A 16,458-nucleotide genomic window follows, 5' to 3' on the forward strand; every position below is an offset into this window, starting at 1 on the left:
GTCCAGCCCGCTGCGTCCCCATCCGCAGTGGGTTGGGCGGGGGCTTTTTTGGCCTGTTCACATTCCTCCAACGCTTGTTCTGATAATTAACGGGGTAACATTCTTGCTTTTATCACGTATCTATGTGCCGTCCCGAATCGTGCGGTGTTATCCATGTAGGACCTTCCTTTTGGAATGTATTGCACGGAAACTACTTTAACTTTGTTATACATTGGAAACGTTACTTCTCCCTCGGATGCATACAACCCCTCAGAAACACCTGCATGTCCAGGTTCCACCTCAAAGTGCCACATTATGGATTTACCGGACACGTAGCCCATGCCTGGGTCTTTGGATGTTGACATTATCAGCTGAGAGCGGATGTTTACATTCAGTATGCTTTCTGTAGCATCGTCTCCGACGCTCTCTACAAACTCGGCAAGCCATGGGTAGCTATTCAATATGGCTGTTGTGTCTCCTCGGAAAAGCTCCTTTACATCCGCACGATGATAACTTGGCCATTCTTCATCTATTTTCCCTAAAACACCCTGAACTTCCAAAGCTTTGTCATTATCGATATTCCTGGCGGGAGGAGTCATATTTCGTCCAACTTCCCGCCATACATCTACAAACTGCTTTATATCGTCAATAGAACTGTAGTGCTCAATATTGAGCTTCTGAAGAGCAATTGTGAATGAAGAATAATAAGGATATTCACCCCCTTGTTGTTTATACAATGCCGGATCTTCTTTAATGACCCATTTTTTAGTGGTCAATGGTCGAGAGGCTGCTCCCGGTAAAGGGGGAGGTATGCCTGAGACAGGTGGCGGCGGGGGGGGCAATGCTGGCGGTCCTGGAGGAACGGATTGCTCTGGAAGCTGCGGCCTGCGTCCATCTGCATCGATCAACGTACCGGGGTTATTTCTGACCATCCGGTACAGGTTCAAACCATCCACTTCCCCCGCCGGGTCCGGACTGCTCCATTTTTGCAACCAGGAGATGTAGTAGCGGTGTCCGTAGTAATCAAGTCCGGTCGCATCACGCTCCTTGCCTGAATAACGGACGAATTTGTAGCTGAGTTCGCCGTTCTGCCAAGCGCTGGTACCGAACGGGTGATACTTCTCCCGACCAATCAACGTACCGTCACCGGCAGTTTCCAGACTAACCGAACCCAAGTGATCGATATGTTGGTATCGCCATCGATTGTTGACTCCCGAAGGCGGCGGGCTCTCCCAATGCTGTACTCGAGCGTTGTCGGTAACGATGATCTGCAACCGTTCGCCGGTACCGTTATCGGTGCGCAACTCCAGCCCGGGCAAATAGCGTACGTCGGCAATCAGGCTTCGGACGCCAGTTCGCAACGAGCGGACCTTGCGTACCCGCTGGCTGCCACCATCGTACAGATAGACCTCATGATCATTGATACCTGAGGCACGCTCCACCGGACAGACCGTTTGCAGTTGATTGCGCAGGTTCCAGTTCAGTACCCGCCCTGACTCCAGCGTCAGCAGGTTGCCTCTGCGGTCGTAGGCAGCTTCGATTTCTGCCTCACCGGGAATGACGTCCACGTAAGGCAAAGAGCGGTTGCTATAACGCGCCGGCTGCAGTTTGCGCCCGTGGCTTTGTGCACCGACATGAATCAGGTTGCACAGGTTGCCGCCGGGATCATATTCGTAAGTCTGTTGATAGTTGCTGACCGCCCCCGGATCGATGCGGCCCATCGATTGCGGGCCACGATTGGCTGCGCCGGACTCCCAACCGGACGCCTTGGTCAACTGGTAAAGACTGTCGTAGACAAAGCGACTGACCGGGTCGATGCGCTGGTTGGCGAAGTAACGGATCGGCAATGACTTGTCTTCGATACTCAGGACATTGCCTACCCGGTCGTATCCATAACTCAAATGTTGCAGCACAAGACCATCAGCGTCTTCAGTCCGCTGAACCAACAGGCGATTGTCTTCGGGGCTATACGTCCGGGTGGTTTGTACACCGTTGCCGGCGGTTTCCTGCGTGACATTGCCTTGCGCGTTGTAGTGGATGTCCCTGACCAGGGTCTGCTCGGGTTCCCCCTTCAACTGCAAGCGGCGCTCGCGCAAGTGGCCATCGACGGTCAGCGCGAATGTATGCCGGTTTTCTCGGGCATCCGTCTGTTCCAGCACATCCCCCAGCGCACCATGGCGCCAGCGCGATGTCGCACCGGCGCCTGGCTCCAGCAGCCGCTGACGATCCGCCTCCGATTTAGGCCAGTCAGGTGCCAACGGATCCTGAGTGAAGTGGCGGGTGTCCTCGGTACATTCGCCGCTAATTGCAAATCGGTTGAACAGTACGCTGCCGGCCGGGTGATCATGACGGATCAGTTGACCGTAATGATTTTGCGCCAGATCGCCGCTGCCGGGATGACCGTAGGTCAATCGCTCGCCGCAACGCCGCGCCTCGCTTGCCCCTTGTTCGAATATCGCAACGGGTCGAAGCAAGGCATCGTACTCAATGTCGCGTCGCGTCTGACGGCTGTCCCAACTGAATACCGTTTGCGTGGCTAGCCCCTTCAACTCGATTTGCGTGCCGGTATCGACACTGTCCGAACGAATCACCGAAGCGCCCAAGGTAAACACTCGTGTCAGATTGGCCGGTGTCAGCGGGTCGCCGACCTGCGACAGCCAAAGCCGCGGATCCCACTGTTTAACCGCATGCCCCGCCGGGTCATGAAGGATGCGGTTGATCCGGGGGTCGACAGGGCCGTCCTCGATAGCTCGACAATAGTCGACCGTGCGAACCAACAAACCGCGCGGGTCGAACACAGACACCCTCGGCGTATTGATGTGCAAGCTCATGAAAAGTCCCTCCCCGTGCGAGCGGCGTTGTTCGAACCTCCGGAATTTGAGCAGGCACAACGCATGTTCAACAACTGTCAGAAATTACAGTCCCGACCAATGGCGTCACGCTTTGCTCGGCGAATATCCATTCCCGCGCCCCTTCGGTAGGATGGTGCTCACGAGTTCAAGGAGCGTTCAAACATGTTCATCGGCGTTTTGCTGGTCATCACCTGGCTGATCCTGTTGTTGCGCTATCCGGCCAAGGCCGTGCCGGTGTCCGTCGCGGCTGCCGTTGGTCTGGGATTGGTCGCGGTCTGGGTGGTGTGGCTGGACAACCGCGAACTCAAGCAACTGGCGCGTCTGGAGATGCGCATTGTCTATGCGCCTGAACAGTGCCCGGCGGATCGACCGCTGCAACTGAAAATGAAAAACGGCAACGATGTGCCGCTGACCGAACTGCGCTGGCGCATTGCAGCCTACGCGCCCGGTGACACGGTCAATCTGGCCGAAAACCAATACACCGCCCCGCGCTATCGCGGTCCCGGCGAACTGCAGGCCGGCGGCGACTGGGAAGACTGCCTGCCCATGCCACCGCTGCGTCCCGGTTATCGCCCGCAAACCCTGGAGTTTCGCGCCGAGCGCTTGCAAGGCAGTTTCTCCGACTGATACCCCCTCCCCCACTTTTTTGCACAAGGAATGCGCCATGCCCGTTGCGTTGATTACCGGTTGCTCCAGCGGCATTGGCCGCGCCCTCGCCGACGCCTTCAAAGCCGCCGGTTACGAAGTCTGGGCTACTGCGCGCAAGAGTGAAGACGTCGCGGCGCTGACCGCCGCCGGGTTCACCGCGATCCCGCTGGACGTCAATGACAGCGTGGCGCTGGCACAACTCGCGGAACGCATCAACCAGCAACACGGCGGCCTCGACGTGCTGATCAACAACGCCGGTTATGGCGCCATGGGGCCGCTGCTCGATGGCGGCGTGCCGGCCATGCAGCGCCAGTTCGAGACCAACGTGTTCTCGATTGTCGGCGTCACTCGCGCACTGTTCCCGATGCTGCGCCGGGCCAAGGGGCTGGTGGTGAACATCGGCAGTGTTTCGGGCGTGCTGGTCACGCCATTCGCCGGCGCCTACTGTGCGTCGAAAGCGGCGGTGCATGCGCTGAGCGATGCCTTGCGCATGGAACTGGCGCCGTTCGGCATTCGCGTGATGGAGGTCCAGCCGGGGGCGATTCAGTCGAGCTTCGCCAAGAATGCCGGGCACGAAGCCGAGCAGTTGATCAACGAGCAGTCGCCGTGGTTTCCGCTGCGAGAGGGGATTCGCGCGCGGGCCAAGGCCTCGCAGGACAAGCCGACCCCGGCTACCGAGTTTGCGGCTGAACTGCTCAAGGCTGTGCAGCGGGACACACCGCCACGCTTGATCCGCATTGGTAACGGCAGTCGGGCGTTGCCGTTGTTGGCGACGTTGTTGCCGAAGGGGTTGCTGGAATCGACGTTGAAGAAGCGGTTCGGGTTGCGCGGGAAGCTTTGATACCGAGCTGGCGGGTGCTCGAACAAATTGACGCATATTTTTTTCGATACCGCACCTGTCAACATTGACAGTGTACAGTTCTCACCCAAAGTCACAGTATTCAGACCAGAAGGAGAATGGTTGTCCGAGCACAATGGCGTCGCTGATCGACCGTGGTCGCTAGAGATCGAGAACTCTTTCAATTGTTCAACGCCATTACAGGGTTGAATCCATGAACGTTTATCGATGGGTGACCTATGAACACTTCGCACAAACAAAAAACTCGGCGGCCCGGTGAAGCAGATCCGGATTTCGGAAAGCATGGCTCCGTATCAATGTACGAGCTCGACTTTCCCGAAAAACTTCAGGGCACACGTCTGATCCATGGACTGGCTCATTCAGATGGCAAAGTAATTATTGGTGCCGACCTTTATGACGCCAAAATCCAGCTTAACGTCTATGCCTTGATACGTTTGAACGACGATGGCCGCCTCGACAAAAAATTTGCCGAACTGGGTTTTCACGTTGGCAGTTTCCTCGATGGCCACTCTTGTGGCGCTGGAAAAGTGACCGTACTAGACGATGGGAAAATACTCTTATTGGGATGGACTCTCTCACCAGACAATGGCTGGGGGGAGTTGGTCGTTGCGCGTTTTCATGAAAATGGCGGTATCGATGAAAGCTTTGGCGAAAAGGGTCGTCGGATCATACCAAACGCTGAGAACAGCAAGTTCGTAGTTACATCGGAGAGCATTCAAGTCAACTCCCAAGGCACCTTGTTCATTACAGCGAACTACGCCAACCCCGATGCTTCGGATCATTACAGCGCAAGTATTTACAGCATCAAAGCCGATGGCTCATGGAACAACGAGTTCAATGGCACGGGTCACCTCAAGTTCACAGTCGATGCTGCGAGCCCGTTTACGGCGGTAAATAGCTGCCTGCTGCAAGGTGACAAACTGCTGATCGCCGGTAACGCGTTGTTGCAAGGGCTGGAAACTGCGTACGTCGCGCGGCTGAATCCGGACGGCAGCCCCGATCGCGGGTTCGGCGACATTCGAACCCCGGGCCTGTTTACCCTACGCGTCAATAATCTGAGCAACCGTTTCAACGACCTGAGTCAAGGACCTGATGGCAGCCTGGCCTGTTTCGGACAGAGTGGCGCCGATTGGGAAACATCGGCCGAGGGACTGTTAAGCATGTTGACGCCCAATGGCACACCGCATCGACTTTTCAATAACGGTGAGCCACTGCTCACACAACTCGATAGCTCGCCCACTGGCATTCGCTGGCGTTGTGGCTACACCCAAGAGGACGGCAAATTAGTAGCGTTGTCAGGTGATCAGAACCCGTACCTGGCCCGTCTCCTGCCTGATGGGAAACCGGATGAGGGCTTCGGAGAGTCTGGTTATGTAGAACTGAAAGATTCAGATGTGGATAAGAAACCTCTCTTCCAGTTAATCAAGGGCTCTGACAATCGCATCCTTCTGTCATTAAACTATGCGCATCTGAGTGGTTTTGGTCGTATCGATGCCTACTTAGGCTGATATTCGGCAGGCAGACAGCGCTATTCAACGCGCTGTCTGCACCAAAGCCGTTACCCCCCAGCCCTTCATGAAATCTATAAACGCCCGCACCTTCAGCGGCAAATGCCGGGTATCCGGATACAGCGCGTAAACACCCTGCTGAGCAAAACGGTAATCGGCCAGCAACCGTACCAGTCGCCCGGCTGCCAGATCCTCCTGAATCAGCCATTGCGGCAAAATCGCCACGCCTTGCCCGGTCAGCGCAAACGCCCTGAGCGTCGCCGAATTGTCGGCGACGATGGCGGTGGTCCCTGGTTTTGGCTGGTAGAAATGCTCGGTCCCGGTCGGGTCGGTCACGGTCATCTCAGGGACTCGGCCGTGGCCCAGCGTCGGCATCGACTCCAGCGTCGCCAGCGTGGCAACCGGCGCGAAGCGCTCGACCAGCTGCGGCGCCGCCACCGCAAACACCTCGAACGTCGACAACTGCACCGCGCGCAGATTGGAGTCGTGCATGCGCCCCAGACGAATCGCCATGTCAAAGCGTTCAGAGATCAGATCGGCATGGGTCGAGGACGTCGACAGATGAATGTTCAGTTGCGGCTGTTGCTGACGGAACACCTCCAGCGCCGGCACCACCTGGGCCAGGGCGAATTCCACGGTGGTGGTGATGCGCAACGTGCCCTTGAGTTGCGAATGCTCGGAGCGCGCTTCCTCAATCGCCAGTCGTGCTTCGTCGAGGGTGCGCAGGCAGCGCCGATAGAAGCGCTCGCCGGCATCGGTCAGGGCCAGTTGCCGGGTGTTGCGGGTGAGCAAGGTGACACCCAGTTCTTCTTCCAGACGCTTGAGATTGAAGCTCACCACCGCCCGGGTCTGGCCCAGAGTATCGGCGGCCGCGGTCAATGAGCCGGCCTCGACCACGGCTTTGAAAGTGTCAAAACGGTCCAGGCTGACCATGTCCCACGCACTCCTTGTCAAAAATATTTTGACAAACTAGCAGGCAAACCAGCGTTTTCCTAACGCCTGAAGCCCCCTAACCTGCACGTCTCATCACAGGGAAGCTGCCATGGCCTATCGCTCGAAAGTCGCGCTGGTGTATCTGTTCGGGTTTGCCCTCGACCTGCTGAACATGTTCGCAGCGAGCATTGCCTACCCGGACATCGCCCGGGAATTACAGGCATCCGTGACGCAACTGGCGTGGATCACCAACGCCTACATGCTCGGGCTGACACTGATCATTCCGCTGAGCGTGTGGCTGGCGGCGCGGCTGGGCGAGCGGCGGCTGATCCTCGGCTCGTTGCTGGTGTTCGGCATCGCCTCCGGTCTGGTGGCCCAGGCCGGGTCGATTGAAAGCCTGATCGGCTGGCGCCTGCTGCAAGGACTCGGTGGCGGCTTGCTGTTGCCAATCGGTCAGGCCTTGGCGTATCGGCAGTATCCAGCGACACAACGCGCGCAACTCACCGGCGTGGTGCTGATGGTCGCGCTGCTGGTGCCGGCCCTGTCGCCGGCGGCGGGCGGCCTGATCGTCGAGGCGTTGTCATGGCGCTGGATTTTCTACCTGAACATGCCCATGGCGCTGCTGGCCTTCGGATTGGGTCTGCTCTGGTTGAAAGCGGATCAGGCCACCCTTGAACGCCCCACGCTGGATCTACTCGGTCTGCTGCTGGCCGTATCAACCCTGAGTCTGTTGTTGATTGCCGTGAGCCTGGCGAGCGCCGCCGCTACCCGTCACCTCGCCGCCGGGGTGCTGCTGCTCGGCGTCCTGACCTTATGGCTGTACCTGCGTGATGGCTGGCACAAACCCGACGCGGTGCTCGACCTGCAACTGATCAACAGTCCGTCGCTGCGCCTGGCGATGCTGATCTACCTGTTCGTGCCCGGGGTGTTTACCGGTACCAACATGATTGCCGTGTTGTACCTGCACGACCTCGGTTTCGGCGCGGCGCAAACCGGTGCGCTGATGCTGTCCTGGGCGGCCGCCTCGGGTGTGGCGATCATGCTCGGCAAACGCAGTTTCAACCGCATCGGCCCCAAGCCGTTGCTGATCGCCGGGATGCTTTTGCAGTGCCTGGGGATTGTCCTGCTGATGCGCGTCGAACAACCCGCCGCTGCGCCGCTGATCATTGCCTATGCCTTGATGGGTCTGGGCGGCAGCCTGTGCAGCGTGACCGCGCAGAGCCTGGCGTTTGTCGGCATCGCGCCGGAAAAAATGGGCCACTCCAGTGCGTTGTGGAACATCAATCGCCAGCTCGGTTTCTGCCTCGGCGCGGCGCTGCTCAGTTCGCTCTTGGGCGCTTTGGGCGGCAACGGTTTCCGCTACTGCTTTCTCGCCGCCGCGCTGCTCACGCTGTTGCCGATGGCTGCCGTGCTGCGTTTCGATGCAAGCAAAGTGCTCGCCCTGCTGAGCTCACCTCCCCTTCAGGAAAAATCCACATGATTGACTACAACGAATATTTTGATGAAGTGATCCAGGCCCACCTGGTCATCGAACGCTGGTTTGCCGTAGAGCAGGATTCGGCGGAACTTGCGCGTTTGCTGAGCCGGTTCTCGGCGGATTTTTCCATGGTCACGCCGCTGGGCCGGGCGCTGGATATCGAAGCCTTGCGCGCATTGTTTCAGTCGGCGGGCGGGAAGAAGACCGGCTTCAGAATCGAGCTCAGTGAGCTGCGCGGGATTGCGCTGCATGCGCATGGCGCGACGCTGAGTTATCGCGAGCAGCAGAGTGATGCGAGCGGGTTGCGCACCGATCGCCGATCGACGGTGGTGTTTGAAAAGACCGAGGCCGGGCGGGTGCTGTGGCGGCATTTGCAGGAGACGTTTTGCCAAGGCTGATGCGATCCCTTTGTGGCGAGGGAGCTCGCTCCCGCTGGGCTGCGCAGCAGCCCCGATACCTGCCCCCAACCCTGTCAGGCACACCGCGCAGTCAGCTTTTACGACTGCTGCGCAGCCGAGCGGGAGCAAGCTCCCTCGCCACAGGTTTACTCTCCTGTGTCCTGCTTCACCACCACCGTGCAGGTAATCCCCGCCGCCAACAACACACCCTCCGGCACTTCATCGATGTGAATGCGCACCGGCACCCGCTGCGCCAGTCGTACCCAGTTGAACGTCGGGTTCACGTCGGCGATCAGCTCGCGGCTTTCCGGGTTGTCGCGGTCGTAGATACCGCGGGAAATACTCTCCACGTGGCCCTTCAAGACTTCGCCGCTCATCAGTTGCATGTCGGCTTTGTCACCCACACGCACGTGCGGCAGCTTGGTCTCTTCGAAGAAGCCGTAGACCCAGAACGAGTTCATGTCGACCACGGCCATTTTCGCTTCGCCGATGCGCGCGTAGTCGCCGCGATGCACGTTGAGGTTGGTCACGTAGCCGTCCACCGCCGCGCGCACTTCGGTGCGTTTCAGGTTGAGTTCGGCGGCTTCCAGTTGGGCTTGCGCGTGTTGATAGTCGGCCTGCGCGGCGTCGGCGATGTTGCTCGCGTCGTCGCGGTTTTCCTTGGAGATCACCAGATTGTCGAGGTCGGCGCGGCGATGCGCGTTGACCTTGCGCATCTCCCACGTCGCCTTGCGCGAAGCCACCAGCGACTGCGCCTGCTTCACCGCGAGACGGTAATGCTCGGGGTCGATCTGCATCAGCAGGTCACCCTTCTTCACCAACTGGTTGTCGCGCACCGGTACGTCGACCACTTCCCCGGTGACGTCGGCGGCGACGTTGATGATGTCCGCCCGTACCCGGCCGTCACGGGTCCACGGGGTATTCATGTAGTGCTCCCACAGGGTCCGGCCGATCCACAGCGCCAGGGCCAGCACCAGCAGGGTCGCGAGCAGGCTGAAAAACTTTTTCATCAGAACGTTCTCAACGGTAGACAGTCAGCGCCATCGCGCCGAACAGACAGGTAAACAGGCTCAGGCGCAGCAGCGCCGGGTGCCAGAAAAAACGGTACAGGTCGAACCCCGAGAGGAACCGGTCGAGCGCCCAGGCCAGCGCCGCAGCGACAAAGAACATCAGGGTCATGGTCGGCATGTACACGCCGTGGAAGGCGATTTCACGAGGCATGGGCAAGTCCTTCGGGCTTGGCGACGGCATAGGCAGCGAGTGGTGATTGCGGGTCGAGCAACGAGGTGCGGATGAAGTGCAGATAGCTCTTCACCCGGCGTAACGCGGACGTGTCGAAGTGCGGCGCGAACGGCTCGTCGGTCGCGGCGACCCGACTGATTGCGTGATCGACCGCCACCAGTGCGCGTTCCAGATTGCTCGGGTTCGGTTGTAGAAACAGTCGCACCAGCGCCCGGCCCATCACGCGAATTGCCTGACGCCACGGCTGCGATTCGGCATAGGCCGGATGCACCGGGAGGATCGCCTGTTCCTTGCGCAACTCGATGATCGCGTGGCCGACTTCGAGCACCACGAACATCCAGCGCAGCAGGTTCTTCTGCACGGTCGGCTGCCCGGCGGCGAGACCATAAGCCTGATGCAGCAAATCGCGGGTACGACTCTCGAAACTCGACGCCAGGCCCTTGAGTTTGCCGCTGATCGCGTAGACAACCTGGCCGCGCAGATCCTGCTCCAGGCGCTTCCACAACCAGCGGCTGTTGGGCGGCAGAATGATTGCGCCAGCAGCGGCGCAGACCAGCATGCCCATGACCATGGCGATGTAGTCGTTGATGAAGGTGTAGGGGTTGTAAATGGTCAGGTTGTCCGGCACCGAACCGGTGCTGAAGAAGATCAACAACCCCAAGCCCACACCTGCATATTGCGGTCGCGAAGCGAGGAACGAGCCGAGCACGATCACTGGCGCGAGCATCACGCACAGCAGCGGAAAACCATCGATCCACGGGAAGATGAAAAACATCTCGACGAAGCCGATCAGCGCTCCGAGAAACGTACCGCAGGCCATTTGAAAAGCCATGCGTTTCGGATTCGGCGTGGCGGCGGACAGGCCCACGGTCGCGGCAGCAATCAGGGTCATGGTCGCACCGCTCGGCCACGCGGTGGCGACCCAATAGCTGCCCAGCACCATCAGGATGAACGAGGCGCGAATCCCCGAGGCCGCCGCGGCCCACCAGTTGGTTTGCGGGGTGAACGGCTCGTCCCAGCGCTCACGCTCGTGGCGGTGATCGGCCAGCGAGGCGTGGGTCTGTGCATAACTGTGCAAGTCATCGACGAAGCGATAGAGCAGTTCGTACGCGGTGTGAAAATCCAGTTGCTCGGCGTCGCTAGGATCAGTCTCCTGAAAGGCTGCACGCAGGCTGCGCACCCGCGCCGGCAGGCCCTCCTTGTACGTCGCAAGTGCCGTCGCCAGGCGTGCGGCGTCCGGACTGGTCAGGGCTCGGCCACTGAAGCCGTCGAGCACTTCGGCCAGATCCTGCAGGCCCGGTCTGATCGCCGCCACCACGTGTTCTTCGTCGTTCACGCGCAAGCGTTCCAGCAACTGATGCAGGGCGTTGAAGCGGGTGGTGATGCCCATGAACTCGCTGTTCAAACGACTGAGGCGCCCGTTGCGCCGACGCATGTGCGGGTCTTCGAAAACGGTCACGCTGCGCAGCCCTTCGAGGCCCACGGCTTCGGCAATGAAACGCACATTGCTCGCTTCGAACGACTCGGCTTTGCTGCGTCCGCGCAGGCCATCGGTGACGAACAACGCGAACACGCCGAAGCGCTGATACAGGGCGTTGCGCATCGCCGCGCTGGCGGTTTGCGGCAGGATCGCGGCGCTGACTACCGTCGAGCAGAGAATCCCCAGCGAGATCTCCAGCACCCGCCAGACGGCGGCCATGAACGCACCGTCCGGATGCGCCAGCGCGGGCAACCCGACCATCGCCGCGGTGTAGCCGGCGAGGACAAAACCGTAGGCGCGAAAGTTACGGCAACGCGCCGCACCCGCCGAGCAGATACCGACCCAGATCGCCAGCGAACCGAGGAACAGTTCGGTGTTCTGCGCGAACAGCGAGATCAGCATAACCATCATCGCCGACCCGGCCAGGGTGCCGAGGAAACGATAGAAACTCTTGGCGAACACATGGCCGCTCTGTGGCTGCATGACGATGAACACGGTGATCATCGCCGTACGCGGCTGCGGCAACTCCAGGCGCATCGCCAGCCACAGTGTGAGGAACGCGGCGAGCAATACCTTGAAGATGTAGACCCAGGTCACGCCATCACTGCGCGCCCAGTCAAACAAACCCCGACGCCATTCCAGGGAGTAGAGCCAGCGTAGAGGTGCGGGCAAGGGAGTCATTTGGTCTTGCTCAATGAATGAAGAAAAAGTCTGTGGATCACGCAATTCCTGTGGCGAGGGAGCTTGCTCCCGCTTGAGTGCGCAGCGCTCACAAGATCTTTGGGGCTGCTGCGCAGCCCAGCGGGAGCAAGCTCCCTCGCCACAGGTTTGCGCATGCCGTCGGGATTGTGTTCACCGCAGGAGGGCCGGGGTTTTCGGGGCTGCTGTTTGCTCGGCAGTGGGCACGTCATTGCCAGCCCCTAGGCCGCCACCCAACGCCGTCACCAACTCCGCATGCGCACTCAACCGCGCCGCCTGCACCTGCTGCTGCACTTGCTGTTGCTTGAACAGCAAGGTCTGCGCATTGAGCACGTTGAGGTAGTCGGTAAGGCCACGCTGATAAGCGATCATCGCGATGTCGTAAGTCTTCTGCGCAGTGGCCACCGACTCGGCGGCGAAGGCTTGCTGCTTGTCCATCGACTCGCGGCGGATCAACTGGTCGGAGATGTTCTTCAGCGCATTGACCAGGGTCTGGTTGTAATGCGCCACGGCGATGTCATAACCGGCGGACGCTTCACCCAACTCGCTGCGCAAACGCCCACCGTCGAAGATCGGCAGCGAGATCGCCGGGCCGACGTTGTAGTTGAGCTTCTTGCCAGTCAAAAACTCCAGCGCCCCGCCACCGGTCGCCATGTAGCCGAGGCTGCCGACCAGATCGACGTTGGGATAGAAACCGGCGTGCGCCACATCGATCCCGCGTGCCTGCGCCGCCACTTGCCAGCGACTGGCAACCACGTCCGGGCGCTGACCGAGCAACTCGGCGGGCAATGCCGACGGCAGTTTCAATGCAGCTCCCAGCGCCAGCGTCGGCCGCTGCAACTGCGCACCCGCGCCTGGGCCTTTGCCCGCCAGCGCGGCGATCTGGTTGCGGCTGAGGGCGATTGCTTCGTCCAACGCATCGAGTTGCCGATGGGTTTCCGGCAGCGGCGTTTCGGCCTGACTGACTTCGAAGTGCGTGCCGATTCCGCCGCTCAGGCGCTTCTGCGCCAGCTCGAGAATCTGCTGTTGCTGCTTGAGCGTCGCGGCGACGATGTCGCGCTGGGCGTAATGCAGCGACAGTTCGATGTAGGCGCGCACGATGTTGTTCTGCAATTCCAGCTGCGCCAGCCGCGCTTCGGCGGCGCTCATGTGCGCCAGATCCACCGCGCGTTCGCTGGCATTGCTTTCGCGGCCCCAGAGGTCGAGGGCATAGCTGAAACCGAGCGCGGCGTTGTTGTCCCAGGTGGTGGTGTTGGACAGCTCGCCCGGGCCGTAGAACGGGTCAGTCGGCCAGTTGTGGCGTTTGAGTGTCGACTCGCCATTGATCTGCAACGACTCGGCGGCCTCGGCGACACCGGCCATGGCCTTGGCCTGCCGCACCCGAGCAGCGGCCATGGCCATGGTCGGACTGCCCTGTAGGGCGAGGTCGATCCAGTGATTGAGTTGCGGGTCGCCGTAGGCTTGCCACCATTGTGCGGTGGGCCAGTTGGCGTCTTTGGCGGCGTGGGCGATGGCGTCGTCAGTGGCCAGTGCATCGGCTTCCAATGCCTTGCTATGCGGGGCAATTCCTTGCGTTGAGATGCAGCCGCTGAGACCCAGGGTAAAAGCCAGAACACTGAGCGGCAAAAGCGCTCTGTTGATGCGACGCGGCACAGCTGCGAATTCCTGAAAAAGGGGAAGAACCGAGGCCCTGTGGAAGCGGGCTTGCTCGCGAAAGCGCTCTGTCAGAAGACGCCGCGTTGAAGATGAAATCGCTTTCGCGAGCAAGCCCGCTCCCACAACGGCGCAATTCTAGGTGGGCACCTTGGTGGCGATAAGCTGGGATTCCTGTGAATCTTTGTTACCGTTAACGAGATAATCCCTTGGTCGGGGGTCTCAGCCCCTGAAACTTCGTGTCACAATTTGCCATCTCCCTTGAGAGCACCCCATGGACACATTGCAAAACATGCGCGCCTTCAGTTGTGTGGCCGAAGCCGGCAGCTTCACCGCCGCCGCCGTGCAACTCGACACCACCACGGCCAACGTCTCGCGCGCGGTCTCCAACCTGGAAGCCCACCTGCAAACCCGCCTGCTCAATCGCACGACCCGGCGCATCGCCCTGACCGAGGCCGGCAAGCGCTACCTGCTGCGCTGCGAGCAGATCCTGGCCTATGTCGAAGAAGCCGAAGCCGAGGCCAGCGAAGCCCACGCCCGCCCCGCCGGCCAGTTGAAAGTGCACACCATGACCGGCATCGGCCAGCACTTCGTGATCGACGCCATCGCCCGCTACCGCAAGACCCACCCCGACGTGACCTTCGACCTGACCATGGCCAACCGTGTGCCGGACCTGCTCGACGAAGGCTACGACGTGTCCATCGTGTTGGCCCGCGAACTACCGGATTCGGGCTTCGTCTCGCAGCGCCTGGGCATCACCTACAGCATCGTCTGCGCCTCCCCGGCCTACGTGAAAGCCAACGGCTGCGCGCAAAAACCCAGCGACCTGCTGAACCACGCCTGCCTGCGTCTGGTGAGCCCGGTGATCCCCCTGGAAAAATGGGCCTTCGACGGCCCCGAAGGCCAGGAAATGGTCACCATCAACAGCTCGCCATTCCTGGTGAACTCCGCCGACGCGATGAAAACCGCAATCATCAGCGGCATGGGCGTCGGCGTCCTGCCGGTCTACGCCGCCATCGAAGGCCTGCGCAACGGCACGCTGGTGCGCGTCATGCCCAACTACCGCTCGCAGGAACTCAACCTGTATGCGATCTACCCGTCGCGGCAATACCTGGATGCGAAGATCAAGACGTGGGTCGAGTATTTGCGCGGGTCGCTGCCAGAGATATTGGCGGCACATCAGGCGGAACTGGCGGCTTATGAATTGAGTGGGAGCCTGGCGGGTGCTCGGGTGGCGACCTGAAACTGGCGCTAGTGCCTCTGTCCAGAACGGAACCTCCACGTCTATTGATCAACGCGGAAGTCCCTCTGGACAATGGCAGTCAGCAAAGCCTGTACTGGGTAAAAACAAATCTGTTACATCTTGACATGCTTAAGACCTGAGACTTTTTTGAATGAACCATTCGCATCCAACCGTGGCTCTGATGGATCGTTTTGAACTTTCAGTTTAAATCCAAGCGCTAACGTACCTTTAACAAGGTCGAAATTCACATCTACAGTTCCACTGTTATAAACAGCCGGATACAGTCTAGATCTTGTCCCCCCCGGGACCTTCTCGCTCAGTATGTAAATAATGCTCATCTCCAATTTCTCATTGTACGGATGCTCCCCATTACGGATATCAGCCTTAAACCGGCACTGCAGGCCCGCGGATCGTTTTGTATCAAAATCCTGCTTTGCAATAACAACCACGACCTCATCATTCGTGATGAAGGCTTCAACCTTTCCATTGAATGGAAAAAGACTATAAACGAGTACATCTGCTGTACCCTCCACGCCCTCTTGTTCTTCTGAAGGTAGAAAAAATTCATTTATCATAAAAAGTTCCTTTATCAACAACTGACCATCGCAAGATTACGAAACAGAAGACTGCCGTAATCAGTCCTTCGTGACACCTGTCAGAATTAACAGGTTTGTATACCTATTAGAAATAAACCGCGAGATGGACAAAGTCTTATTGTTATAAGAACAACTCTCAAGAACTCTGCGCCCGCATCAGGTGGAACTGGCGGCTTATGAATGAGTGGGAGTCTGGTTGGAGTGCGAGTCGCCACCTGACCTCAGCGCCAGACGATACTGGCGATTCAGCAGATCATCATGCTGGCTGAACTGGCAGTGAATCGGGTGCTGGATCATGTGGAAATCACCTAATCTGCGGCACACAACTGAGCCATTGTGGGAGCGGGCTTGCTCGCGAAAGCGTCAGCACATCCAACACTTGCGGTGACTGACACACCGCTTTCGCGAGCAAGCCCGCTCCCACAGTTGGAATGGGTGTGGTCAGGTGGAGAGTGGTCGGCTGTCAGGCCGCCATCGCTGGCAGGCCAGTTCCCACAGTTGGAATGGGTGTGGTCATTTGGAGAGTGGTCGGCTGTCAGGCCGCCATCGCGAGCAGGCTCACTCCTACAGTTGGAATGGGTGTGGTCAATTGGAGAGTGGTCGGCTGATAGGCCGCCATCGCGAGCAGGCTCACTCCTACAGTTGGAATGGGTGTGGTCAATTGGAGAGTGGTCGGCTGATAGGCCGCCATCGCGAGCAGGCTCACCCCTACAGTTGGAATGGGTGTGGTCAGATGGAGAGTGGTCGGCTGTCAGGCCGCCATCGCGAGCAGGCTCACTCCTACAGTTGGAATGGGTGTGGTCAGTTGGAGAGTGGTCGGCTGTCAGGCCGCCATCGCGAGCAAGCCCGCTCCCACAGTTGGAATGGGTGTGGTCAGTTGGAGAGTGGTCG

General features: G+C 59.4%; 13 protein-coding genes and 1 pseudogene. 7 read left to right on the top strand and 7 right to left on the bottom strand.

Annotated features, from left to right (window positions below):
• Window positions 1-86: 86 nt before the first annotated feature.
• Window positions 87-2,810, bottom strand: a complete 2,724-nt coding sequence (locus tag JFU48_RS02360) for an RHS repeat domain-containing protein (RefSeq protein WP_201135751.1) — start codon at window positions 2,808-2,810, stop codon at window positions 87-89.
• 183 nt (window positions 2,811-2,993) lie between these two features.
• On the opposite strand from JFU48_RS02360, the gene JFU48_RS02365 reads away from it, so the two are divergent.
• The 3 genes from JFU48_RS02365 to JFU48_RS02375 all read left to right on the top strand — a co-directional run bounded on the left by JFU48_RS02365 (window position 2,994) and on the right by JFU48_RS02375 (window position 5,846).
• On the top strand, window positions 2,994-3,458 hold the full coding sequence (locus JFU48_RS02365; RefSeq protein WP_201135752.1) for a multidrug transporter: 465 nt from the start codon (window positions 2,994-2,996) through the stop codon (window positions 3,456-3,458).
• A gap of 37 nt (window positions 3,459-3,495) precedes the next feature.
• The gene (locus tag JFU48_RS02370; RefSeq protein ID WP_201135753.1) at window positions 3,496-4,320 is read left to right on the top strand and encodes an SDR family oxidoreductase; all 825 of its coding nucleotides are present in this window, start codon (window positions 3,496-3,498) and stop codon (window positions 4,318-4,320) included.
• Between the two features lie 236 nt (window positions 4,321-4,556).
• Complete coding sequence (locus JFU48_RS02375) at window positions 4,557-5,846, top strand: hypothetical protein (RefSeq protein ID WP_201135754.1); 1,290 nt, start codon at window positions 4,557-4,559, stop codon at window positions 5,844-5,846.
• Between the two features lie 24 nt (window positions 5,847-5,870).
• Here JFU48_RS02375 and JFU48_RS02380 read toward each other — a convergent pair whose 3' ends face one another.
• A complete protein-coding gene (locus JFU48_RS02380; protein WP_201135755.1) occupies window positions 5,871-6,779 on the bottom strand; it encodes a LysR family transcriptional regulator in 909 nt (302 codons plus the stop codon).
• Between the two features lie 109 nt (window positions 6,780-6,888).
• On the opposite strand from JFU48_RS02380, the gene JFU48_RS02385 reads away from it, so the two are divergent.
• Together JFU48_RS02385 and JFU48_RS02390 are read left to right on the top strand one after the other, a co-directional pair.
• Window positions 6,889-8,259 (top strand): MFS transporter, encoded by a 1,371-nt coding sequence (locus tag JFU48_RS02385; RefSeq protein ID WP_201135756.1) that lies wholly within the window; start codon window positions 6,889-6,891, stop codon window positions 8,257-8,259.
• A complete protein-coding gene (locus JFU48_RS02390; RefSeq protein WP_201135757.1) occupies window positions 8,256-8,654 on the top strand; it encodes a DUF4440 domain-containing protein in 399 nt (132 codons plus the stop codon). The genes JFU48_RS02385 and JFU48_RS02390 overlap by 4 nt, the downstream gene beginning before the upstream one ends.
• Before the next feature lie 146 nt (window positions 8,655-8,800).
• Here JFU48_RS02390 and JFU48_RS02395 read toward each other — a convergent pair whose 3' ends face one another.
• The 4 genes from JFU48_RS02395 to JFU48_RS02410 all read right to left on the bottom strand — a co-directional run bounded on the left by JFU48_RS02395 (window position 8,801) and on the right by JFU48_RS02410 (window position 13,728).
• Window positions 8,801-9,664: an efflux RND transporter periplasmic adaptor subunit gene (locus tag JFU48_RS02395; protein ID WP_201135758.1), complete on the bottom strand. Its 864-nt coding sequence runs from the start codon at window positions 9,662-9,664 to the stop codon at window positions 8,801-8,803.
• Window positions 9,665-9,674: 10 nt separating this feature from the next.
• Entirely contained in the window at window positions 9,675-9,875 is a 201-nt protein-coding gene (locus tag JFU48_RS02400) for a DUF1656 domain-containing protein (protein WP_003221811.1), read from the bottom strand.
• Entirely contained in the window at window positions 9,865-12,057 is a 2,193-nt protein-coding gene (locus JFU48_RS02405; protein WP_201135759.1) for an FUSC family protein, read from the bottom strand. Before JFU48_RS02405 ends, JFU48_RS02400 begins: the two co-directional genes overlap by 11 nt.
• A 171-nt stretch (window positions 12,058-12,228) precedes the next feature.
• A complete protein-coding gene (locus JFU48_RS02410; RefSeq protein WP_201135760.1) occupies window positions 12,229-13,728 on the bottom strand; it encodes an efflux transporter outer membrane subunit in 1,500 nt (499 codons plus the stop codon).
• Between the two features lie 274 nt (window positions 13,729-14,002).
• Between JFU48_RS02410 and JFU48_RS02415 the strand changes: the two genes are divergently transcribed.
• A complete protein-coding gene (locus JFU48_RS02415) occupies window positions 14,003-14,971 on the top strand; it encodes a LysR family transcriptional regulator (RefSeq protein ID WP_045122300.1) in 969 nt (322 codons plus the stop codon).
• A 113-nt stretch (window positions 14,972-15,084) separates the two neighbouring features.
• Here the strand turns inward: JFU48_RS02415 and JFU48_RS02420 are convergent, their stop codons facing one another.
• Window positions 15,085-15,546, bottom strand: a complete 462-nt coding sequence (locus JFU48_RS02420) for a hypothetical protein (RefSeq protein ID WP_201135761.1) — start codon at window positions 15,544-15,546, stop codon at window positions 15,085-15,087.
• 240 nt (window positions 15,547-15,786) lie between these two features.
• On the opposite strand from JFU48_RS02420, the pseudogene JFU48_RS30435 reads away from it, so the two are divergent.
• Window positions 15,787-15,879: pseudogene (locus JFU48_RS30435) on the top strand (DUF6124 family protein); the annotation flags it as partial.
• Window positions 15,880-16,458: the final 579 nt, after the last annotated feature.

Source organism: Pseudomonas sp. TH49, from assembly GCF_016650625.1.
GTDB lineage: Bacteria > Pseudomonadota > Gammaproteobacteria > Pseudomonadales > Pseudomonadaceae > Aquipseudomonas > Aquipseudomonas fluorescens_H.

What these genes read in the sequence shown, in the direction of transcription:
- JFU48_RS02420 (WP_201135761.1), bottom strand. Translation starts at nt 15,546, where the DNA reads ATGATAAATGAATTTTTTCTACCTTCAGAAGAACAAGAGGGCGTGGAG.
- JFU48_RS02360 (WP_201135751.1), bottom strand. Translation starts at nt 2,810, where the DNA reads ATGAGCTTGCACATCAATACGCCGAGGGTGTCTGTGTTCGACCCGCGC.
- JFU48_RS02405 (WP_201135759.1), bottom strand. Translation starts at nt 12,057, where the DNA reads ATGACTCCCTTGCCCGCACCTCTACGCTGGCTCTACTCCCTGGAATGG.
- JFU48_RS02370 (WP_201135753.1), top strand. Translation starts at nt 3,496, where the DNA reads ATGCCCGTTGCGTTGATTACCGGTTGCTCCAGCGGCATTGGCCGCGCC.
- JFU48_RS02400 (WP_003221811.1), bottom strand. Translation starts at nt 9,875, where the DNA reads ATGCCTCGTGAAATCGCCTTCCACGGCGTGTACATGCCGACCATGACC.
- JFU48_RS02380 (WP_201135755.1), bottom strand. Translation starts at nt 6,779, where the DNA reads ATGGTCAGCCTGGACCGTTTTGACACTTTCAAAGCCGTGGTCGAGGCC.
- JFU48_RS02395 (WP_201135758.1), bottom strand. Translation starts at nt 9,664, where the DNA reads ATGAAAAAGTTTTTCAGCCTGCTCGCGACCCTGCTGGTGCTGGCCCTG.
- JFU48_RS02385 (WP_201135756.1), top strand. Translation starts at nt 6,889, where the DNA reads ATGGCCTATCGCTCGAAAGTCGCGCTGGTGTATCTGTTCGGGTTTGCC.
- JFU48_RS02365 (WP_201135752.1), top strand. Translation starts at nt 2,994, where the DNA reads ATGTTCATCGGCGTTTTGCTGGTCATCACCTGGCTGATCCTGTTGTTG.
- JFU48_RS02415 (WP_045122300.1), top strand. Translation starts at nt 14,003, where the DNA reads ATGGACACATTGCAAAACATGCGCGCCTTCAGTTGTGTGGCCGAAGCC.
- JFU48_RS02375 (WP_201135754.1), top strand. Translation starts at nt 4,557, where the DNA reads ATGAACACTTCGCACAAACAAAAAACTCGGCGGCCCGGTGAAGCAGAT.
- JFU48_RS02390 (WP_201135757.1), top strand. Translation starts at nt 8,256, where the DNA reads ATGATTGACTACAACGAATATTTTGATGAAGTGATCCAGGCCCACCTG.